This is a genomic window from Okeania sp. SIO3B5 (assembly GCF_010692555.1).
GTDB lineage: Bacteria > Cyanobacteriota > Cyanobacteriia > Cyanobacteriales > Microcoleaceae > Okeania.
This window is the reverse complement of the sequence record NZ_JAAHHG010000022.1, coordinates 14,454-36,341: the sequence shown is the minus strand read 5'-3', so window position 1 is coordinate 36,341 and position 21,888 is coordinate 14,454. Positions and strand designations below refer to the sequence as shown.

The 21,888-nt window shown below is 36.2% G+C and carries 19 protein-coding genes and 2 pseudogenes; 8 read left to right on the top strand and 13 right to left on the bottom strand.

The features are described from left to right. Nucleotides 1-389: 389 nt before the first annotated feature. Entirely contained in the window at nucleotides 390-1,607 is a 1,218-nt protein-coding gene (locus F6K54_RS05015; protein WP_293075239.1) for a lipid-A-disaccharide synthase-related protein, read from the top strand. A 602-nt stretch (nucleotides 1,608-2,209) separates the two neighbouring features. Here F6K54_RS05015 and F6K54_RS05010 read toward each other — a convergent pair. The 3 genes from F6K54_RS05010 to F6K54_RS05000 all read right to left on the bottom strand — a co-directional run bounded on the left by F6K54_RS05010 (nucleotide 2,210) and on the right by F6K54_RS05000 (nucleotide 5,385). Then, on the bottom strand, nucleotides 2,210-2,902 hold the full coding sequence (locus tag F6K54_RS05010) for a hypothetical protein (protein WP_293075237.1): 693 nt from the start codon (nucleotides 2,900-2,902) through the stop codon (nucleotides 2,210-2,212). Between the two features lie 183 nt (nucleotides 2,903-3,085). Further along, on the bottom strand, nucleotides 3,086-3,796 hold the full coding sequence (locus F6K54_RS05005; RefSeq protein ID WP_293075235.1) for a hypothetical protein: 711 nt from the start codon (nucleotides 3,794-3,796) through the stop codon (nucleotides 3,086-3,088). A 557-nt stretch (nucleotides 3,797-4,353) separates the two neighbouring features. Beyond that, nucleotides 4,354-5,385 carry a leucine-rich repeat domain-containing protein gene (locus tag F6K54_RS05000; protein ID WP_293075233.1) on the bottom strand — a complete coding sequence of 344 codons (1,032 nt, stop codon included), beginning with the start codon at nucleotides 5,383-5,385 and terminating at the stop codon, nucleotides 4,354-4,356. Nucleotides 5,386-6,236: 851 nt separating this feature from the next. Between F6K54_RS05000 and F6K54_RS04995 the strand changes: the two genes are divergently transcribed. Together F6K54_RS04995 and F6K54_RS04990 are read left to right on the top strand one after the other, a co-directional pair. Beyond that, nucleotides 6,237-6,389, top strand: coding sequence for a hypothetical protein (locus tag F6K54_RS04995; RefSeq protein WP_293075231.1), 153 nt, complete (start codon nucleotides 6,237-6,239; stop codon nucleotides 6,387-6,389). Nucleotides 6,390-6,473: 84 nt separating this feature from the next. Then, complete coding sequence (locus F6K54_RS04990; protein WP_293075229.1) at nucleotides 6,474-6,677, top strand: hypothetical protein; 204 nt, start codon at nucleotides 6,474-6,476, stop codon at nucleotides 6,675-6,677. A gap of 575 nt (nucleotides 6,678-7,252) precedes the next feature. On the opposite strand, the gene F6K54_RS04985 is transcribed toward F6K54_RS04990, so the two are convergent. From F6K54_RS04985 to F6K54_RS42690, 5 genes and pseudogenes are all read right to left on the bottom strand, one after another. Then, complete coding sequence (locus F6K54_RS04985) at nucleotides 7,253-7,975, bottom strand: M15 family metallopeptidase (RefSeq protein ID WP_293075228.1); 723 nt, start codon at nucleotides 7,973-7,975, stop codon at nucleotides 7,253-7,255. A 65-nt stretch (nucleotides 7,976-8,040) separates the two neighbouring features. After that, nucleotides 8,041-8,172 (bottom strand): annotated as a pseudogene (locus tag F6K54_RS04980) (IS701 family transposase); the annotation flags it as partial. Between the two features lie 761 nt (nucleotides 8,173-8,933). Further along, complete coding sequence (psbC, locus tag F6K54_RS04975) at nucleotides 8,934-10,316, bottom strand: photosystem II reaction center protein CP43 (RefSeq protein WP_293075226.1); 1,383 nt, start codon at nucleotides 10,314-10,316, stop codon at nucleotides 8,934-8,936. Further along, nucleotides 10,300-10,458, bottom strand: a pseudogene (locus tag F6K54_RS04970) (photosystem II protein D2); the annotation flags it as partial. The pseudogene F6K54_RS04970 and the gene psbC, both read right to left, overlap by 17 nt. Next, a complete protein-coding gene (locus F6K54_RS42690; protein WP_366558057.1) occupies nucleotides 10,395-10,592 on the bottom strand; it encodes a DUF3120 domain-containing protein in 198 nt (65 codons plus the stop codon). The pseudogene F6K54_RS04970 and the gene F6K54_RS42690, both read right to left, overlap by 64 nt. Before the next feature lie 519 nt (nucleotides 10,593-11,111). Between F6K54_RS42690 and F6K54_RS04960 the strand changes: the two genes are divergently transcribed. Both F6K54_RS04960 and F6K54_RS04955 read left to right on the top strand, forming a co-directional pair. After that, nucleotides 11,112-11,939 (top strand): undecaprenyl-diphosphate phosphatase, encoded by an 828-nt coding sequence (locus F6K54_RS04960; RefSeq protein WP_366558056.1) that lies wholly within the window; start codon nucleotides 11,112-11,114, stop codon nucleotides 11,937-11,939. 306 nt (nucleotides 11,940-12,245) lie between these two features. Further along, nucleotides 12,246-12,557, top strand: a complete 312-nt coding sequence (locus F6K54_RS04955) for a zinc ribbon domain-containing protein (RefSeq protein ID WP_375341953.1) — start codon at nucleotides 12,246-12,248, stop codon at nucleotides 12,555-12,557. Nucleotides 12,558-12,630: 73 nt separating this feature from the next. On the opposite strand, the gene F6K54_RS04950 is transcribed toward F6K54_RS04955, so the two are convergent. Next, nucleotides 12,631-13,116: an allophycocyanin subunit alpha-B gene (locus F6K54_RS04950; protein ID WP_293071026.1), complete on the bottom strand. Its 486-nt coding sequence runs from the start codon at nucleotides 13,114-13,116 to the stop codon at nucleotides 12,631-12,633. On the opposite strand from F6K54_RS04950, the gene F6K54_RS04945 reads away from it, so the two are divergent. The 3 genes from F6K54_RS04945 to F6K54_RS04935 all read left to right on the top strand — a co-directional run bounded on the left by F6K54_RS04945 (nucleotide 13,099) and on the right by F6K54_RS04935 (nucleotide 16,457). Further along, a complete protein-coding gene (locus F6K54_RS04945) occupies nucleotides 13,099-13,278 on the top strand; it encodes a hypothetical protein (protein WP_293075222.1) in 180 nt (59 codons plus the stop codon). The two genes, F6K54_RS04950 and F6K54_RS04945, sit on opposite strands and share 18 nt — an antisense overlap. Nucleotides 13,279-13,942: 664 nt before the next feature. Continuing rightward, the gene (rlmD, locus tag F6K54_RS04940) at nucleotides 13,943-15,433 is read left to right on the top strand and encodes a 23S rRNA (uracil(1939)-C(5))-methyltransferase RlmD (RefSeq protein ID WP_293075220.1); all 1,491 of its coding nucleotides are present in this window, start codon (nucleotides 13,943-13,945) and stop codon (nucleotides 15,431-15,433) included. A gap of 373 nt (nucleotides 15,434-15,806) precedes the next feature. Continuing rightward, nucleotides 15,807-16,457, top strand: a complete 651-nt coding sequence (locus F6K54_RS04935) for a hypothetical protein (RefSeq protein ID WP_293075218.1) — start codon at nucleotides 15,807-15,809, stop codon at nucleotides 16,455-16,457. Between the two features lie 603 nt (nucleotides 16,458-17,060). Here the strand turns inward: F6K54_RS04935 and F6K54_RS04930 are convergent. The 4 genes from F6K54_RS04930 to F6K54_RS04915 form a co-directional block, all read right to left on the bottom strand. Further along, nucleotides 17,061-18,143, bottom strand: a complete 1,083-nt coding sequence (locus F6K54_RS04930) for a TRAP transporter substrate-binding protein (RefSeq protein ID WP_293075216.1) — start codon at nucleotides 18,141-18,143, stop codon at nucleotides 17,061-17,063. A gap of 307 nt (nucleotides 18,144-18,450) precedes the next feature. Further along, complete coding sequence (locus F6K54_RS04925; protein ID WP_293075214.1) at nucleotides 18,451-19,536, bottom strand: TRAP transporter substrate-binding protein; 1,086 nt, start codon at nucleotides 19,534-19,536, stop codon at nucleotides 18,451-18,453. 271 nt (nucleotides 19,537-19,807) lie between these two features. Next, complete coding sequence (locus F6K54_RS04920) at nucleotides 19,808-20,920, bottom strand: TRAP transporter substrate-binding protein (protein ID WP_293075212.1); 1,113 nt, start codon at nucleotides 20,918-20,920, stop codon at nucleotides 19,808-19,810. 395 nt (nucleotides 20,921-21,315) lie between these two features. Next, nucleotides 21,316-21,642: a hypothetical protein gene (locus F6K54_RS04915; RefSeq protein WP_293075210.1), complete on the bottom strand. Its 327-nt coding sequence runs from the start codon at nucleotides 21,640-21,642 to the stop codon at nucleotides 21,316-21,318. Nucleotides 21,643-21,888 lie beyond the last annotated feature (246 nt).

Sequence of the window (21,888 nt, the reverse complement as noted above, 5' to 3'; positions counted from 1 at the left end):
TTCTGATTCCTGATTCCTATATCTTTTGAAATTGACCAAAAAATCAGGTCTGAAGCCTCCCCTAACTGATAACTGAAATAACGTTATATCATGTCTGTTTAATTAGCGATCAAAAACTTTCTTCTTCTTTTCCTTCTTTATTTCTTCCTGATCAAAAAATTAGGTCTCAAGCATCCCCTTTAAAGGGGATGAAAAAAAATAAAGTTCAATATTTTAAGCCTCCGAATTCAGGCAGAGGTACTGATAACTAATAACTGATAACTGAAATGACTCCTGACTCCTCAGCCGTTATTTATTAAGTATTCAACCAGACATGATATTATTCCTTCTTGTCTTTAATTTTGACAATGGGAAAACTTAAAAAATTTATATTTGCCTCAATAATAATTATGAAAACAAAAAATATACTATTTTTAAGTAATGGTCACGGAGAAGATACACATAATTGTCAAATTATTAAAGCTTTTACAAAAATTTCCTCAGATACAACTATATCAGCTATGCCTATTGTTGGTGCTGGTAATAGTTATAAAAATTTAGGAATACCAATTATTGGCCCTACAGCAAATATGCCATCAGGGGGTTTTTTTTATTTGAACCCTTTATTATTATTTAAAGACTTGGGACAAGGATTAATTAGTTTAACTTGGCGACAGTTACAAATAGTTCGACAATTTGCGAAAAACTGCGATTTAGTTATGGCTACTGGAGATATTGTAGTCGCAGCGATCGCTTATTGGACAAAGTTGCCTTATGTGGTTTTTCTTTCCGCTGATTCTAGTTATTATGAAGGTCGAATTAATCTGGGTTTAATATTGCCAAAGTTACTGAATAATTCTAGATGTTTAAAAATTTTTGTTAGAGATGCTTTGACTGCAAAAGATTTAAACGGACAAGGAATAAAGAAGGCAGAATTTGTTGGTACGCCTGTGATGGATAATTTAATTTCTACAGGAAAAGATTTACAACTTAAACCTGAATTATTTACTATTGGTATTTTGCCTGGTTCTCGTTTGCCGGAGGCTGGCAGAAATTTATCTTTGCTACTTAAATTGGTAAGAGAAATTGTTAAAGTTATGGTAGAAAATGTTTGTCAGTTTCGAGTAGCTGCTGTTCCTATTTTAAGATCTGAATTAGAAGCCTTTGCACAGCATTCCGCAGGAGGCACTACTTTTGAAAATTGGCAATATCAAGCAGGTAAGTTGACGTTTTTAACTGAGGAATATTCAATAGAAGTAATTTGTTATGAGGATGCTTTTGCCGATATTTTACAACAATCAAATTTGGTAATTGGCATGGCAGGAACTGCAATTGAACAAGCGGTAGGATTAGGAAAACCTGTCATTACTATTCCTGGTGAAGGTCCTTCATTTACTTATCGGTTTGCGGAAGCTCAAACCAGACTTTTAGGTTGTTCAGTACAGGTTATTGGTAAACAAGCAGCTAATAATTTTATCCTGCAAGAAGCAGCTCAAAAAGTAAAAGAAACTTTGACAGATAAGGAGTATTTAGAAGCTTGTATTCGCAATGGTATTGAAAGGATGGGTAAACCTGGTGGTAGTGAAAAAATAACCGATTATTTAATTCAATATTTGAGTAGGGAATAGGAAGCAAAAAATTCTCCTTAAGAAGGAAGAGGGAAGAAGGAAGAAGGAAGAAGTGGATGGGGGTAATCTTCGACACGCCACTTCATGTCTACAAACCCTAACCAATTGTAAACATTGTGTAGACGGCGGGGTATTTAACCCAAAAGAAAAAGATAATTAGGGTTTGCTGAAAAAATCTTATGGGTGGGGGTAGGAGACAGGAGACAGGAGACAGGAGACAGGAGAAATAGGAATGAGCGAGGAGGTAGGGGTAAGAATTGTAAGAATGATTTTTCTGCCCAACTATGCACCTAAAATACTAACTTTTTGAGTGTTTTAGACTGAAACAGGTGTACTTTTTAAAGGCCCTAAAAAGGCTAAAACCTTTATCTGTAAATGCTTTGATATTTAATCATCAAGCCCTAATTAAAATTAGGATATTTCGGGAAAAACTTATACTAAAACAGAATTATTTCATTTCACTCTTAATTACTTTAGCTAAATTTTTACTGCTTAGTAAAACTGATACAAATAGTCAAACAATAATAACAGATTAAAGTTGAATTTCCGTTTCAATTGAGATTGCCGACTATTTTGTTCGAGCAGGCAATTTTTCAATTAAGTTAATCCTCTACTTCATCATCTATCGCTATTAGCTCTGATATCTCCTCTTCCTCCTTGTAATGTATTGATTCTATCTGATTCTTATCTTGGTTGTAATATATCCATGTATAGAAAAACTGAATCGCTAAACGTATAATTTTTTCTATTTTTGTATCTTTAGCAACTATAATGTGATCGCTTATAGAATCAGTTTGATCAAAAATTGTAGGAATTAAAATTTCCTGAGACTCATAGATATTTATGTGTTGCTTTGAAATTGCTTCTATCGTTGTTTCACAATCACCACTACTAATAATATTGGCAATAATCTCTTCTGTATTGCGCTCCCAAATAGCCCTCCAAAAGCCATCATTACAATCAGCGTCACCTTCATTAAAAACTATTCTTAGAGGCAACGATAATTTATCCATTCCTACAATGTCAAAATCAAACCAGAAGTATCTTCCCATATCATAATCTGGATCGTTTTCATATCCTTCGGCGTGATCTAAATGATGTTCAGGGATATTAGGACAGTCAAGGTACATTGCTGTACTGCAACAACCTAAAATATTAACTATACGAACAGGCATAAACATTTCATCTTCATTAAATATCCCCTTTTCGTTGAAAGCAACCTTCAACAACTTTGGTATTTCTTCGCTAAAGTTATCTTTAAAAGGAGATAGCCTATTTATACAGGTTGGCCACATAATTATTCTTGATATTTAAGAGTAATCTTTACCTAGTTATATATCTTAATTACCTTGGGTTAATTTTTACTGCTTAGTAAAACTGATACAAATAGTCAGACAATAATAACAGATTAAAGTTGAATTACCGTTTCAATTGAGACTACCCACTCTTTTGTTTGATCAGGCAATTTTTCAATTAAGTTAATCCTCTAATTCATCATCATCTATGAATTTATCATCTATCGCTACTAGCTCTGATATCTCCTCTTCCTCCTCGTAATGTATTGATTCTATCCAGTTCTTTTTTCGGTTATAATATATCAACTCCATACAAAATTTAGTCACAAAACGCAGATTTTTTTCTAGTTTTGTATCGTTAGCAACTTTAATATTATTACTTTTATAATCAGTTCGATCAAAAATTGTAGGCATTAAAATTTCCTGAGATTCATAAATATCTATGTGTTGTTTTGAAATTGCTTCTATCGTTGTTTCCATATCACCACTACTAATAATATTAGCAATAATCTCTTCTGTATTACGCTCCCAAACAACCCCCCAAAAACCATCATTACAATCAGCATCACCTTTATTAATAACCATTCTTAAGAACAACAATAATCCATCCATTCTTACAATATCAAAATCAAACCAGTAGTATCTTCCTACATCATAATCTGGATCGTCTTCATATCCTTCGGCATGATACAAATGGTGTTCAGGAATATTAGGACAGTCAAGATACATTGCTGTACTGCAACGACCTAAAATATTAACTATACGAACAGGCATAAACATTTCATCTTCATTAAATATCCCCTTTTCGTTGAAAGCAACCTTCAACAACTTTGGTATTTCTTCGCTAAAGTTACCTTTAAAAGGAGATAGCTTATTTATACAAGTTGGCCACATAAATTATTCCTGATATTTAAGAGTAATCTTTAAACGAATTATATATGTTATTTGAAATTTTAGTCAACTAAGGATATTAACTTATGTTTATGCTTTAAATTAGTAGTTAAAAGGTAAGCATTCAGCAGTCAGCCATTAGCTATTAGCTATTTATTATTAACTTATTAACTCATTATCATACTAGAGGCAAATTATCCACAAAGGAGAATTAAAATTCATTAATGAAATTGGCTATAACCTAACCTCAGTTCTTGCTTGAATATGTTCATGCATCTGATTGTTGTTTGCGGAGAATGACCTAGGAAATGCTAATAGCTGAATGCTTACGTTAAAAGACAAACTAGACTCTATTTTTAAGCTATTCAATACAGGCATTAGATCGAGAATCAGCTAATAATTTTACTCTGCAAGGAGCAGTTCAAAAAATCAAAAAAACTTGAAACGCAAAATTTTTCCCCCTTCCCTCTTCCTTCTTCCCTCTTCCTTTTGCTTCTTCCCTCTTCCTTATTCCTTTTGCTTCTTCCTTCTTCCCTCTTCCCTCTTCCCTCTTCCTTCTTTTAGAAACGACAAATTGATTCTGGTTGAACGGGGCAAATTCTAGCAACTGGGTTATTTCGCAAATTCAGTACATCTAATTTAATTAAAGTTGAAAGAGAATTAATATCTGTAATTCTGTTACGACTTAAATCTAGAAAACTAAGATTTGTCAAAGTTGATAAAGAATCAATTTTTTTAATTTGATTGAAAACCAGAATCAGAATTTTCAGATTCCTTAAACTAGAAAGATTGGAAACTTCAGTAATGTAATTATCACTCAGATTAAGATAAGTTAGATTAGTGAGGTTAGAAAGAGAAGAAATATCACTAATTTGATTGCGATACAAATACAAATTAGTGAGGTTAGTTAAGTTAGATAAGGGCGCAATTTTTCTGAGCTGATTATCATTAAGATATAGGTGAGTTAAATTAGTTAAATTTGATAGAGGTTTGAGGTTTATAACGCGATTAACTCCGAGATTTAATTCAGTTAATGTTGTTAAATTGGATAGAGAAGATACATTTTCAATTTGATTAAAAATCAGGCTCAGATGAGTTAATTTAGTTAAATTAGATAGAGGATATATATTTTTTATTCTATTATCATTGAGTTCGAGTTTGGTTAAATTAGTTAATTTAGATAAGTCAGAAATATCTTCAATTTTATTACTATCGAGAAATAAATCAGTTAACTTAGGAAGGTTAGATAGAGGAGATAATTCTTGAATTTGATTAGCATTTAGAGATAGTTTTGTGAGATTTTTCAGGCTGGATATAGGAGCAAGATTAATAATATAATTATTATTGAGGGAGAGAGCAGAAAGACTAGAAAGTTTTTTGTCTGCTTCAATACAGTCATTAGTTCTGGCTTTTTGCAAGAGAGTTTTAACTGTATATTGAGAAGTGGGAGAAATATTTGTTTGATTTAAACACCATTCTGTAAAGGTAGAAAAATTTTCTGGTGAGGTAGAGTTGGCGTTTAGGTAAGGTTGCATCAGCAGTATCCCTAACCAAATAGAAATTACCAAAAAGATTACTTTGAGTCTTTTCATTGCGCCTTCTACTCCAAAATTTTATTGATGTTAAAGTAATTATAATCAATGCGATAGCAGGGAATAGGGAATAGGGAATAGGGAATAGAGAATAGGGAATAGGGAAAAACATTTCCCTATCTGGAGTTGACGATCAGTCTATGTCCTAAGCAACTTGTTTGTTGCTAGATGTGTTGAAAAAACTATCAAGAGATAGCACTTATTTTAAAATCTTCGCAGAATACCTGTTCCATTAGGTACATTGGAGTCAGATACAAACGTCAATAGAACAATAAAAACAAAGAACAAAGCTGATAGCTGAGTTCTTATATACAGCAAATTTCATAATGAGGTACAGTTTAAGACTAATCTATAATTTTTCTTCATTTCTTGTTCCCTATTCCCTGTTCCCTATTTCCTGTTCCCTAAAAGTATAAAACTTTTTACCCGATCAACTCGAAAACTGCTGTATTAATTCACAGATGAATAAGTGTTACAATCTTGTTTTTAATTAGTAAAATCAGATAAATTTTTCACAGATAACGATCACTGCGGTACATTAATACTAATACTTTCGCGTTCAAAAGCTTGTTTGACTCGCAACTGATAAACTAATATCATGTCCGGATAATCAGTGATGAAAAAACTTATCATGAGTGCTTAAACAGTAAATCTTTCTATTTTCCCCTCCTGGGAGGGGTTAGGGGTGGGTTCCCTACTCCCTACTCCCTACTCCCTCTTTTCTGGAGATGTCTAAATTGGGAAATTGTAATAGATTGCTTAATAAAATTTAACTATAATGTAAACTTTGTTACAGAATTAAACATAATGAAATTGAGATGCTGTAGTTGTAATTTTCTGTGTAATCATCAATGAATAACTTTGCTTCTCTAGTATTGCCAGCTATCTTAGGAATAATAACTGGAGTAGGTCACGGAATCATTTCCCATAAAGCAGACCTTCCAATCTCTTTAACTGAACAAGTTGCATTGCCCCTACAAATTAGTCAGTTCCCAGAACCTTAAAGATAAATTTTTATTAAAAGTATCTGTTAATACAGAAATATCTGAGATAATGAAAAAGTAAGGAATTGAGGAGACTTAAGTTCTATGAACTCTCAAAACTCTCAGCACTTAGATAATATATCTGCTTTAGACCGAGTTGTAGTAGCATTCTTGGTAGCTTTTTCTATGTTTATAGTGAGTTATAGTGCAACCCGTGTTTATCTAACTCAATCATCTGAACAAAACTCTCAAGTTGAATCTAATGTTATTCCCCATCCAGCTTCTTTGTGGAGTGATCTGGGTCGATAATTTATTATTATAAAAGCAGAGATAATATTTGATTTTCAACACTTAATAAACAAATTATTTTTCTGAAGAGACTTTTATCAGGAAAGGCAGAGGGGAATTCTGACTCCTGCCCTCTATCTGCCCATGACTGAAGGAAACAAGGGTACAAAACTCCACCGTCAACGGGAGTGCCTACAATTGGATTGGGTATTATACCCCATCCAATTTTTCCTTCTTCCCTCAGCATAAGTGCCTTAGTTGATCAAATAAGCTTTGACTACTCCCCTGCCTAAATCCGAGGGGATTCTAAGTTGATACTACGCAACAGGATAAATCTTTGTTGCTTCGTTTCTCATGATTCTGACCTAAAGATATATTCTTTGGGGACAAGTCAAGATGCCCCTACACAGTCGGCATAGCGTCTAAACCATGCTTTGCTGCTTACTTTTGTCTAAACATTTGTGTATCCAGATAGTAGCACAGGACAACTAAAGTTGTCTCGTCTAAACGACTCGCTTGTTTTCATCCCCCGGTTAAAACACGGGGACTTTCAAGGTCGCTTTTCGGTAAATTTTCAGCTAAAACTGATAACTATTTCAATTTACTCGTCCATATCGTGCCACAACCTCACCTCCACCGTTCTCCTGACTTGTCAACCAAGCCCACATTTGGTCGCCCAGAGAAAAATGCCACCATTCATCTTGATGTTGCTGAAATCCCACTGATAACATTACTTCTGCCAATAACTGTCGATGTTGATGATATTTCTGAGCATCCTCATTTTTACTCTCCAAAAAATGATTAGGATAAGAGCGGGGAGACAACTCATCAATAGGAGAACCCATATCAACAGTTTTGCCATTAGCATCCACTAAAGTTACATCCACAGCAGCACCAGTACTATGAGGTGGTGGTGTAGCAGGGTTTAGACTAGGAGCAGCCCAAAACTGATAAACTAACTCTAAAATTTCTTGACGTTTTGCTTCTGTCAGCTCCGGACTATCTAATGTTAAACCTTCAGCTTTTACCGTTTCTACAAAAGTGTAATCTACCATAAATTGTTGTACAGCAATGGGGCGATAAGCATCAAATATTTGGATGTGCCAACTGGGATATTTTTGTTGTAGTTTTGTTTGAGCTGCCATCAAACTATCTAATACTTTTTGACGTAGAAAATAAGGTGAATTTGCTGGAGATAAATGATAAGGTGCGCCTAATTTTTGATAGGGATGGGGTGATTCAGTACCAAATTTTTCTAAGGGAATTGGGATGAGTGGTTCATGACATTCTTTAATTTTTATTTTTTGGTATGGTTTCATTCATTATAAATTAGCACTCAGTTATCAGTAGTCAGCTTACAATTATCAGGTGGGAGCGATCGATTATTAGCTAATTTTAAATAACGATTTATCGTATCATGGCTAATATTTTCTAGGTGATTTGCTAAATTTGTGATGGTATAATTTGTATGATAATTGAGTAAATACTGACAGTAATGAATATAGTTAAAATTTATATTGTTAGCTCAAATTTAACAATAATATAATTCTACAGTAATTAGAGTATTTTAGCAAAAATTATTTACAATTAGCCACATTTACATATAGCTAAAATCAATTTAAAGAGGGTATCTTTGTATTAGCTATGATAATTTTATTGTTCAGGCGATCGCTTAAAAATTTATAGCGATCGCCTAAATGGATGGACGCTACATATAGTGTCTTTGCCTAAGTCCTGTTCAAGTTAGAGTTCTATAAATTTAGAACTCAATTTCCAGGATGTAATATCATGTCCGGATAATTAGTTATAAAAAAACTTTCTCCTTCAACTCCAGTTCTTCTTCTTTCTTCCCTCTTTACTCCTGAGGACTGACTCCTGAGGACTGACTCCTCCGTAGTTATTTATTTATCACTGTTCAACCGGACATGATATAACACCTTTCCATGTACCGCGAGATTCTACGATAGTTCCACTTGGATCTCTCAATTCCATAACATAAGGAACAGATAATAGAGCCTTCTGAACTATTGCTTCAGCCTGAATTCTTTTATGAGCAGGAACTGTAACAGGAAAAGTACTTTGATAGCTCTTACTATAACTGTTTTGTCTTCCAATCGTTGTGGTAATTGACGCAGATACCTGAAACTCTCTTTCAAGGCAAGAAACCCTTGTCTCAATCTTAACTGGAATGACTATATACAAAAATAAGAACCTCACCGGATATTCGGTGAGGCTCTTAAATAACTGTAGCTATCAGTGAGATACGCTAACTAAATATTAGTCAAGGTTAGGCATAGATAGTACTGGCTCTGTTTCACGGTCGAGACCTTTCTCAAAACCACCTTCAGCAGCACGAGCGCGTCCTGCGTGCCATAAGTGACCAATTAAGAAGAAAAAGCCAAGAATGAAGTGAGCTGCAGCTAACCAAGCACGAGGGTTAACATAGTTGAACCCATTAATATCAGTGATAATGCCACCTACGGAGTTAATGGAACCGTTAGGAGCATGAGTCATGTACTCAGCAGCACGACGTACTTGCCAAGGCTGAATATCGTTCTTTAATTTATTCAAGTCGAGACCATTAGGACCACGAAGAGGCTCTAACCAAGGACCACGGAAGTCCCAAAAACGCATTGTTTCACCACCGAAGATGATTTCACCAGTAGGAGAACGCATCAGATACTTACCAAGACCAGTTGGACCTTGAGCAGAACCAATATTAGCACCTAACTTTTGGTCACGGACTAAGAATACAAAAGACTGAGCTTGAGAAGCTTCAGCGTTAGTTGGGCCGTAGAATTCGCTAGGATAAGCTGTGTTGTTAAACCATACGAAACACGCAGCAATTAAACCCATTAAGGATAGAGCACCCAAACTGTAGGAAAGATAAGCCTCTCCAGACCAGATGAAAGCACGACGTGCCCAACCGAAAGGCTTAGTTAGAATATGCCAAACACCACCGAAGATACAAATCAGACCGATCCAGATATGACCGCCGATGATATCTTCCATGTTGCTAACACCGATGATCCAGCCTTCTCCTCCAAAAGGTGCTTTGGTTAGATAACCAAAAATAACAGCTGGATCGAGAGTAGGGTTAGTGATTACCCTAACATCACCACCACCTGGTGCCCAAGTATCATAGACACCACCAAAGAACATGGCCTTGAATACCAACAACAGCGCACCACAACCTAATAAGATTAAGTGGTAACCGATGATGTTAGTCATCTGGTTCTTATCTTTCCAGTCATATCCGAAGAAAGAAGAATATTCTTCAAGAGTTTCTGGACCACGAACGGCATGATAAATACCGCCTAAACCAAGAACAGCAGATGAAATTAGGTGCAAAACACCTACTACAAAGTATGGAAATATGTCAGTTACCTCACCACCAGGACCTATACCCCAGCCTAAAGTAGCAACGTGAGGCATGAGGATCAAGCCTTGTTCGTACATTGGCTTTTCTGGAACAAAGTGAGCAACTTCAAATAAAGTCATTGCTCCTGCCCAGAATACGATTAGACCTGCGTGAGCAACGTGAGCACCTAGCAGTTTACCGGATAAATTGATCAGACGGGCGTTTCCAGACCACCAGGCGAAACCTGTGGACTCGATATCGCGACCTCCCATCATGGAAGAATTAGAGAGCGTTACCACGTGGTAGAACCTCCTCAGGGAATATAAAGTTTTGATGTGGTTGATCTTGAGGTGCCATCCATGCTCGGATACCCTCGTTCAACAAAATGTTTTTGGTATAAAATGTTTCAAACTCTGGGTCTTCTGCTGCCCGTAACTCTTTGTCAACCAACTCCAAGTAAATCCCAATAATAGGTCTCCCCATATATGGGTAGCTCTATCTTTAAGTAGTTTTAAACTTAGCCATAACCAGAAGCCTGTCATCGCTAAACTTAACCAAGGTAATTGACGTACCATTGGAGCTTGAAAAAATACTGGCACTGATACCAGAAATACCGCAGTGCAAAACACAGCCCATTTTTGGCTGATTCTAATATTTTCAGAAAAAAAGAATAATGAATTTGTCCCAAACTTTTCTGGGTAAAGCATTGTGACTTTAGCAAATAAAGTATTATTAAACAAGGTATTTTTAATATTTTTTACTTAACTTTATGTAATTTAATATATTATACATATCTATTATCCCCTCCAGGGGTATTTTTAATAATAACAGCTACTTTATCCCCTAAGAGGGGATTTTTTAGGAAGAGTTAACAATAAACAAAAATCCTATGGAATCAAGAGTTTTGAGGAGTTAAAACTCAAAAAAGTGGTAATACTTCTGATGCTATAATCAAGCCATAGTTCTACTTAAGTCCCTACTGAATGAAATTCTTATTTGCTGTCATTCTCAGCGCCCCAATTTTTATCTCTCTAGAAAAAGTAGGCCAATCATTACCTTTAGACCCGGCTTCCACCTCTGAGCAGCTATCACAAATGAATATTTTTCAAGCAGTTATTCTAGGGATGGTACAAGGGTTAACAGAATTTTTACCTATTAGTAGTACGGCTCACCTCAAGATTGTTCCTGTGGCCCTGGGTTGGGGAGACCCTGGTGTGGCTTTTACCGCTGTGATTCAATTGGGCAGTATTTTTTCAGTTGTTTGGTATTTTTGGCAGGACTTGACAAAGATTGCGGTTGGTGCATATAAATCTATAGTCACATCCGACTACCAGTCTCCAGATTTCCGCATGGCAGTTGGAATAGCACTAGGAACCATACCAATAGTATTTTTTGGGTTACTAATCAAAATATTTATTCCAGATTTTGATAACTCGCCTTTGCGGAGTACAGTGGCGATCGCTATTGCTTCAATAGTTATGGCTTTATTATTAGGAATAGCAGAGAGAATTGGCAGTCGAAAACGTAATTTTGAGCAACTAGATACTAAAGATGGCATACTCATGGGATTAGCTCAAGCATTGGCATTAGTCCCTGGGGTATCTCGCTCTGGCTCAACTATTACAGGTGGCCTATTTATGGGGTTAGAAAGGGCTACAGCAGCAAAATTTTCTTTTTTATTGGGTCTTCCAGCGATTACTTTAGCAGGTTTAGTTGAACTTAAAACTCTATTAGATGAAGGGTTTGGAGGGGTTGGTTTAGTACCTACTATTGCTGGAATTATATCTGCAATAATTTTTTCTTATATAGCAATTGCTTGGTTGATTAGATACTTACAGACTAAAGATACATGGATATTTGTTTGGTATAGATTAGCTTTTGGGGTATTCATCTTAGTAGCGATCGCTGGTGGTGTAATTTGAAGAAGGAAGAAGGAAGAGGGAAGAAGGAAGAGGGAATAACTGAAGTTTAGAAATAATGGATATGGACAACTTCAACAATTAATAATTAGGGTTTGCTGAAAAAGTCTTATGGGTGAGGGTAGGAGACAGGAGACAGGAGACAGGAGACAGGAGACAGGAGACAGGAGGAACGGGGGATGAGCGAGGAGGTAGAAGTAAGAATTGTCTCTCAATTTTTCTGTCCTCGATTTGCCAAAATGCGCTCCTTTTTGAACGTTTTAGACTAAAACAAGCGCACTTTTTGGGAATCTCAGAAGGCTAAAACCAATACCAGTCAATGCTTTTATAGTTAATCAGCAGGCCCTAATTAATAATTACCTCAGAGTAGTTAAAGTTAATCCTCACAATACATCGCAAAATTGCAGTAATTGTGGTCAGAAAGTACCTAAAACTTTATCAGTTAGAACTCATTCTTGTCCTAAATGTAAAACGGTTTTAGATAGAGATGAAAACGCTGCAATTAACATATTAAATAAAGCACTAAACGAGGTGGGTATCATCTTGTCTGCTTGTGGAGGCTTAGATGTTAATCAGCCTGGGAAACAAGAAACTTCTTTGTTTGATAAGCTCCCGTTATAATCTTCGATTTAACGGGAGAGAACTTCACGAATTTCTTAGATGGGAATTAAAGCTACAAAAAACAAAAAAAAACTTAGGACATGGCCTGAATGATATAGTCAAAGTAAGGAGCAGCTTCCTGAACATCTTCATCATCAAGTAAAGCAAGAGAAGCTTCCTTCAAACAACGGATTGACTCTACCATTCCAGGAACTGGTACACCCAATGAGTTATACATTTCCCGAACACCAATCAAACCAATACTTTCAATTGGATCTTTATCACCAGCTAGTACTCCATAAGTAATCAAACGCAAGTACCAACCATAATCCCGGAGGCACAAGGCACGCTCACGTTGACCAAAAGCATTACCACCAGGGGCAATAAAATCTGGACGCCTACGCCACAACTCTTGACTAGCTTTGTCCACAATTTTTTTCTCATTTTCAGAAAGCACGCTAGCAATACGCACGCGCTGCTCGCCTGTTTTTAAAAAAGTATTTATGGCTTGAAGTTCCCCACTACTGGGGTAACGTAATTCATCGTCTGCTTTGAGAATAACTTGGCTAACTACACTCATAATTATCAAAAATTTTCAGAATTATATTTCATTTTAGCTATTTACGACCTTTCTCAGTCATCAAATTTGAGGGATTTATATCATGTCTGGTTGAATACTTACACTTTGGAGGAAGGAAGGCAGAGGGCAGAAGGCAGAAGGCAGAAGGGAATATTGGTTTAAAGGGAAAAGGTTTTTTATCACTGATTATCCGGATATGATATTATATCATATCCGGTTAAATACCATTACAATCAATAGCTTAAAACCCTTAATTTTACGTTATTGGATCTATGTACAATTAGGCGGATTTGATATTAAAAGTCAATTATTAAGAGTCATAAGTCAAAATTTGGTAATTCTAGAGCAGGAAGTAGGGAGTCATCTTATATCATGTTCGGTTGAATACTTATAATATCTGCGGACCGAAGGCAGAAGGCAGAAGGCAGAAGGCAGAAGAGAAAGAGCAAGGTTAGAAGGCAGAAGGTTTTTTATAACTGATTATCCGAATATGATATTAGTTATCAGTTATCAGTTATCAGTACTTCTTGAAGCAAGAAGCTTGAAATCTGGAATATTCTCTTTTTTATTACTCAATTGGAGATGGCGCAGGTTTCCTCTATATTAAGTTTATCTTATATCATGTCCGGATAATTAGTGATAAAAAACTTTCTCCTTCAACTCCAGTTATTCTTCTTCCAACTTCAGTCTTCCCTCCTGACTCCTGACTCCTGACTCCTGACTCCTAAGTCGTTATTTATTTATAACTGTTCAACCGGACATGATATTACCTAATAATATGGGTTATACATGACTCTAAAATCAACTTTGTAGACAAAAGAAATGAGTGAATATTAATAATCAAAACTTAGCTACACTACCTTGTCAACAAGGTCAAATTGTGAAAATAACTATCACAGACTTAACAGATAGCGGTGATGGAGTAGGCCGCTATGGTCAAAAAGTCATATTTGTACCTGATACAGTTCCGGGCGATCGCCTACTTACTCGTCTAACAGTGGTCAAACCAAAATATGCTTATGGGAAATTACACCAACTCCTAGAAACATCCAAATATCGTATAAAACCCTATTGTATAGTTGCAGACAAATGCGGTGGTTGTCAATGGCAGCATATTAGTTATGAATATCAGCTCCAAGCTAAACAAAATCAAGTTATTCAAGCTTTAAAGAGAATAGGAGGGCTAACATTATCAGGAGTAGATCCAACTCTAGCATCTCCAGCGGCTTTTGGATATCGTAACAAAGCTACATATCCTCTCAGTATTTCCACTACAGGTCAAGTTAAAGCTGGCTATTATCAAAAAGGTAGCCATAAAGTGATTAATCTAAATCAATGTCCCATTCAAGACGAACGTTTAAATCCTTTACTCAAAGAAGTAAAACAAGATATTACTAGGCAAGGCTGGAAAATATATGATGAACAGACACATACAGGTATCTTACGCCACTTATCTTTGAGGATAGGTAACAACACAGGGGAAATATTGTTGACCTTGGTTGTAAATGGAGAGGAGGAAAAAATCAAAGAATTATTACCAGGTATTGAATTCCAAGCACAAAAATGGTTAGAAGATTATTCTCGCTTAGTAGGTGTTTGTGTGAACTACAACTCCAAGGCAACAAATACTATTTTTGGTCAACAGACTGTTTGTGTTGTTGGTAGGTTGTATCTATACGAAGAGTTTAGTGGTTTAAAATTTCAATTGACCCCCGATACTTTTTTCCAGGTAAATACAAAGACTGCGGAAAAATTAATAGAAATAGTAATTCAAGAGTTGGCTTTGAATGGATCGGAGATTATTGTTGATACTTATTGTGGCATTGGTACTTTCACTTTACCTCTAGCTAAATATTTGCAGCAGATGGGCGTTCGCGATCGCGACTCTATTGAAACCTTGAGTGAGGAGTCCTTTAAAATGGGTACTAGAAAGAGTATAGCTATTGGTCTAGAAGTTCAACCCATGGCCATAAAACAGGCTCAGTTGAATGCTGAAGCTAATCACTTGACAAATGTCATTTTTTATGAAGGGAAAGTTGAAGATTTACTACCTCAGTTGCAAGTCAAGCCAGATGTGGTTTTGTTAGATCCACCGAGAAAAGGTTGCGATCGCTCTGTTTTAGAAACTCTTTTAGAAATTTTACCTGAACGTATCGTCTATATTAGTTGTAAACCTGCAACCTTGGCTCGCGACTTGAAATTTCTATGTTCGACTGGTAAATATGAGTTGAGAAAAGTACAACCTGCAGACTTTTTTCCTCAAACTGCTCATGTAGAATGTGCTGCATTTTTAGTCAAGACTTCTTGCAGAAGTTAGGGAATAGGGAACAGGGAATAGGGAACAGGGAATAGTAGGGACGTTGCATGCAACATCCCTACAGATTATTTCGTTTACCGAATAATTAACCCACATTCCGCACGTCAATTTTTAACATACAAAGTAGAATTTTTTATAAAACTGAGATAGTCTTTATCAATGTTAATAATTAAAACCTGATTTGCAACCTTATTACGCCACATAACTATAATAATCTCAACTAAACTATATAAAAACAATTAATTACCCTAGATTTTTCATTTAAGTTCTAGTAAATCTAGAAAAATAATTGAATACGATCCGGAAAGCTGCTCTTGAGAATGGGAAAATAGAATGTAATTATGCTCATAATAGAGGCACAAAAACATTAAAAATGATCTACTTTCAACCACAGCCAATAAAAGCAAAATTAAGTAAATATAAATTTATGCAATCATATTTTCCGATATATATAGTTCTAGATGAAAATCTGCCATATTCTCAGAATTTTGCTGCTTGGTTAGAAGCTAAACTTCTCATTCCTGATTTAAATATCCCTATTAATGAAACTTTACCATTTTTGCTAGAAGCGTTGCAAGTAACTGGGGAAAGTGAAGGTGACACTCAAAAAATTTACCCTCTAATTGTAGAAAATCTTGATTTGTTAGAACCTCATTTAATATACGTTTTACGCAAGTGGGCAAATCAAGTTTTTCCTCACATTTGTCAAAATAGAGCAACTACAATTGCTAGTGCATTAGTAAACTTTGGTCGGATTATTTGGGCACTACCAGATGGAGATTCTGATGTTAATTTAGAAATTGCTTTAGCTTGCTGCGAGTTAGCTTTGAAAGTATTTAATTTTAATGATTTTCCCTATGAATGGGCAATAGTTAATAACAATCTAGCTGTAATTTATCAAACTCGCTGTTATGGAAATTATACCCATAATCTAATTAAATCTTTGGAACATTATTTACAAGCAAGATTAGTATTTCCAGAGCAAAATTTACCTCAAGAATGGGCAGTAGGAAAGCTAAACTAGAAGTTATAAGTTATAAGTTATAAGTCAAAAGTCAAAAGTCAAAAGTCAAAAGTAAGATAGTGAATTGGTATAAGGTACATCTATAGCGGGCAAGATGCCCGCACTGGAAACATTTAATTGTTAATATCCGTACTTCTTGTCGCAAATGAAGTTATAAATCAAAAGTCAAAAGTCAAAAGTCAAAAGTAAGATAGTGAATTGGTATAAGGTACATCTATAGCGGGCAAGATGCCCGCACTGGAAACATTTAACTGTTAATGTCCGTACTTCTTGTAGCAAATATTAATCGCCCTTGAAATTAGTCACTATATCATGTCCGGATAATCAGCAGTTATAAGTTATAAGTCAAAAGTCAAAAGTCAAAAGTAATATCATGTCCGGTAGCATCGGAGCGTGTATAAAATTAAGGTGACAATGAAAGAAAACCTTCTGCCTCCTGCCTCCTGCCTCCTGCCTTCGGACAACCATTGTCTAATTATTCAACCGGACATGATATAAGATAGTGAATTGGTATAACGAAAAACCTTTTCCCTTTGAAACAATATTCCCTTCTGCCTTCTGCCTTCTGCCCTCTGCCTTCTGCCTTCTACCTTCTGCCTTAGTTCATTTGCTATCAAGAAAAGAAAACTGAGAAAAACTTAACTCATTAACTTTATTCCAATTAAAAACTTGGTCTCTAAATTTTTTCCACTGTTGATAAACTTCCTTGAAACTTCCATTTTTGCTGGCAGTTTCCTCATATAATTCAAAAGTAGCCTTCTGGGCAGCTTGCATAATTTCTGGACTAAAAGCCCTCAACTGAACACCTTTTTCGATCAATCTAGCTAAAGCCTCACGATTTAAAGCATCATATTGAGCTAACATATTCAAATTAGCCTCATAAGCAGCAGTCTGAAGAATTTCCTGATATTCTTTTGGTAACTGATTCCAAGCATCCAAATTAACCAATAAATCTAAAGTAGCACCAGGTTCCCACCAACCAGGATAATAATAGTATTTTGCTGCTTTATACAAACCCAACTTTTCATCATCATAAGGTCCGCTAAATTCAGCCGCATCAATAGCTCCTCGCTCCAAAGCTAGATAAACTTCCCCACCAGGTAACACCTGTACATTTACTCCCAACTTACTCATCACATCGCCCCCTAAACCAGGAATACGCATCTTTAGACCATTAAGATCGGCTACAGTATTAATCTCTTGCCTAAACCAACCACCCATTTGTGTTCCAGTATTACCAGCAGGAAAGTTGATGATATTAAACTGAGAATAAATATTTTGTATAGCTTCTAAACCCCCGCCATGATATAGCCAGGCATTTTGTTGTTGGGCAGTCAAGCCAAAAGGAACAGAAGTTGCAAACACCAGGGCAGGACTTTTGCCTTTATAGTAATAACTAGGAGTATGACCACACTGTACAGTTCCCTGTTGCACGGCATCAAAAACTTCCAACCCTCCAACTATTTCATTGGCTTGATAAGGAGTAATAGTAAATTTGCCATTGGTTAAAGCTGCTACGCGATCGCAGACTGTTTGTGCCCCACCAAACAAAGTATCTAGAGGTTTCGGCCAACTTGTCGTCATTTTCCATTTTATTTGTTCGGATGTGTTTTGACTTAAAGCGGGCAAAGCAACTGCACTTGTAGCAGCAACGGTAGCATAACTAATTAGGTTTCGACGTTTCATTTTTATTTATGTGTTATAGCAGGGAATAGGGAATAGGGAATAGGGAATAGGGAATAGTGGGAAAAACACTTCCGTTGTCTAAAATTCATCATCAGTAATTGTCAAGAGCCAATTCTTTCTTAACTATATTTATTTATAGCAACCGCTAGAGCAGTTAAGACATTCTCGCTCCTCTCAAATTCAGTCCGTTGTGGGAATTCAGAATTCTAAATTCTAAATTCTAAATTCTGAATTCTAAATTCACTCTCGCTCCTCTCAAATTTAGTCTGTTGTGGGAATTCTAAATTCTGAATTCTAAATTCTAAATTCACTTTAGCGGGTTATTGAACGAAAACTGAGAAAAACTCAACTCATTAACTTTATTCCAATTAAAAACTTGTTCTCTAAATTTTTTCCACTGTTGATAAACCTCCTTAAAACTCCCATCTTTACTAGCATTTTCCTCATAAATCTCAAAAGCAGCCTTCTGAGCAGCTTCCATAATTTCTGGGGTAAAAGCCCTCAATTGGACACCTTTTTTAATCAATCTTGGCAACGCTTCACTATTTAAAACATCATATTGAGCCCACATATTCAAATTAACTTCATAAGCAGCAGTCTGAAAAATTTCCTGATATTCTTTTGGTAACTGATTCCAAGCATCCAAATTAACTAATACATCTAAAGTTAGACCAGGTTCCCACCAGCCAGGATAATAATAATATTTTGCAGCCTTATATAAACCCAATTTCTCATCATCATAAGGCCCTGTAAATTCAGCAGCATCAATAGCTCCTCTGTCTAAAGCTAAATAAACTTCCCCACCAGGTAACACCTGAACATTTACTCCCAACTTACTCATCACATCTCCTCCCAAACCAGGAATGCGCATTTTTAAACCATTGAGATCAGCTAAAGTATTAATTTCCTCTCTAAACCAGCCACCCATTTGTACCCCCGTGCTACCCGCTGGGAAGTTAATCGCATTAAAATCAGCATAAATTTTTTGCATTGCTTCTAGGCCCCCTTGATGATATAGCCAGGCATTCTGTTGTTGGACAGTAAAACCAAATGGAACACAAGTTGCAAATGCTAAGGCAGGATTTTTGCCTTTATAGTAAAAACTACCTGTATGACCACATTGTACGGTGCCTTGTTGTACAGCATCTAAAACTTCCAACCCTCCGACTATTTCACCAGCTTGATAGGGAGTAATAGTAAATCTGCCATTGGTCAAACCTGCTACGCGATCGCAAATCCTCTGCGCTCCACCAAACAAGGTATCGAGAGATTTCGGCCAACTCGTTGTCATTCTCCATTTTATTTGTTGGGGTTCGGTTTGACTCAATGCAGGCAAAGCAACTGCACTTGTAGCAGCAACAGTAGCATAACTGATTAGGTTTCGACGTTTCATTATTTATTTATGTGTTATAGCAAGGAACAGGGAATAGGGAATAGGGAATAGGGAATAGGGAACAGGGAATAGGGAATAGTGGGAAAAACACTTCCTTGTCTAAGATTCATCATCAGTAATTGTCAAGAGCCAATTCTTTCTTAACTATATTTATAGCAACCGCTAGAGCAGTTAAGACATTCTCGCTCCTCTCAAATTTAGTCCGTGATGGAAATTCTGACTTCTGACTTCTGACTTCTGAATTCTGACTTCTGACTTCTGAATTCTCAATTCAATTTAGGGGGTTGTTGAACGTAAATTGAGCAAAACTCAATTCATTAATAGCATTCCATTTATAAATCTGTTCTCGGAACTTTTTCCACTGTTCGTAGACTTCTTTAAAAGTTGCATCCTGACTAGCTTTCTCTTCGTAAAATTCAAAAGCTGCTTTCTGTGCTGCTTGTAAAATTTCTTGACTGTAGGGGCGTAATTCAGTACCACCTGCTATCAATTCTGCCAATGCTGCTCCGTTTAAAGCATCATATTTAGCTAACATATTGATATTTCCTTGATATGCAGCTGTCTTAAAAGCTTCCTGATATTCTTTTGGCAAATTATTCCATTCATTTAGATTAACTTGTACATCAAAAGTCGGACCAGGTTCCCACCAACCAGGATAATAATAGTATTTCGCAGCATTATTCAAACCTAATTTCTGGTCATCATAAGGACCTACCCATTCAGCAGCATCAATAGCACCCCGTTCTAGAGCGAGATAAATTTCACCACCAGGAAGAACTTGAGTATTTACTCCTAATTTTTTCATTACCTCACCACCGAAACCAGGGATACGCATAGTTAAACCTTTAAGGTCGTTAATAGTATTAATCTCTCGCTTAAACCAACCTCCCATTTGTACTCCACTATTACCAGCGGGGAAACTGATAATGTTAAAGTCAGAATAAAGTTTGTGCATTATTTCTAGCCCTCCACCATGGTAATACCAGGCATTTTGTTGTTGGGCAGTTAAGCCAAATGGAACAGTTGTGCCAAATGCAAGGGCTGGATTTTTGCCAACGTAGTAGTAGCTAGCAGTATGGCCACATTGTACTGTACCTTGTTGGACAGCATCCAGAACTTCTAATCCTCCTACTATTTCGCCTGCGGAATAGGGTGTAATTTTAAATTTGTCGTTGGTCATTGCTGCGACGCGATCGCACACTGTTTGTGCCCCACCAAAAATTGTATCTAGGGAGCGAGGCCAACTCGTGGTCATTCTCCATTTTATAGAGGGTAAGCTATCAGTATCAGTAGAGGTAGTTTCAGAAGTGTTTTGAGTACAAGCAGCTAAAGTTGCCACACTTGTAGCAGTTGCAATATGGTTAATTAGTTTTCTTCGTTTCATTTTTTGTATTATTGGTGTTTTTAGGTTTTTTCTCTTGTATTAGATAAGATTTCAAGGTTTGATATCCTGATCAAAGGGATGTAGAAACAGAAGCTGAAATCTTACCCAAGTATATAGCAAAATAAGAAAAAAGCCCTCAAACAAAAAGTCTGGGGCTAAATTTAATTCTACTAAGTTTTAAATACGTTTTAGAGCTGATTTCTAAAGTAAATATTAAGAAGCTGAACTCCTTACTATACTTAAGGTTTAGCAAGTTATCGTCCAATAACCCCTAAATTACTAAAAGCTATGTAGTATAAGACTTTCAGCTAAGTTTACAAATCAGCTATTAAATACAGCATAATTAATATGCTGTTAACATCTGTGGCGAGGGTTTTGAACAGTTAAGACTCTTATTAAGCGTCACCAAAAGCAATAAATGTAAAAGCACAATCAACAGGAGCTGTAGCGTTTGAAGTAATGCAGGTGAAATACTCTTTAGTAATCTCAATGATGGAGATTGACTTGTCAAATGTACCCTGCCCATCAACGGTACAAACTGGTGCTGGTTTACTGGCAAAAGAAGAAGGTGTGAATGTTATTTTATAGGTTCCTGTACCAGTTTTTTCGCTAGTAAAACCTTCACCAACACCTTCCATCTGCGTACCGTCTGCATTGACACCACCGTAGATGTGTAGGTGTTCCTCTTCCCCTCTGGAATTTTTCAAGAATCCGAATGGCATAACTTGCTCCTATGTCAGTTCATTTACATTCTTAAAACTATCATCAGTAGGGTTAAAATGCTTGAGTCTTGTGATTAAAGTTTACAATCAGAGAATTATTCCCATTAATGCTATAATTTTGCTCTTAAATTATTAACTAATTAACATAGGAGTAATAACCTTTTTGGTAATTATGAGCTAGTTAGTGTTAATTATTCTTATGTTTACTACTCCCCTACTCCCTTACTCCCCTACTCCCCTACTGCC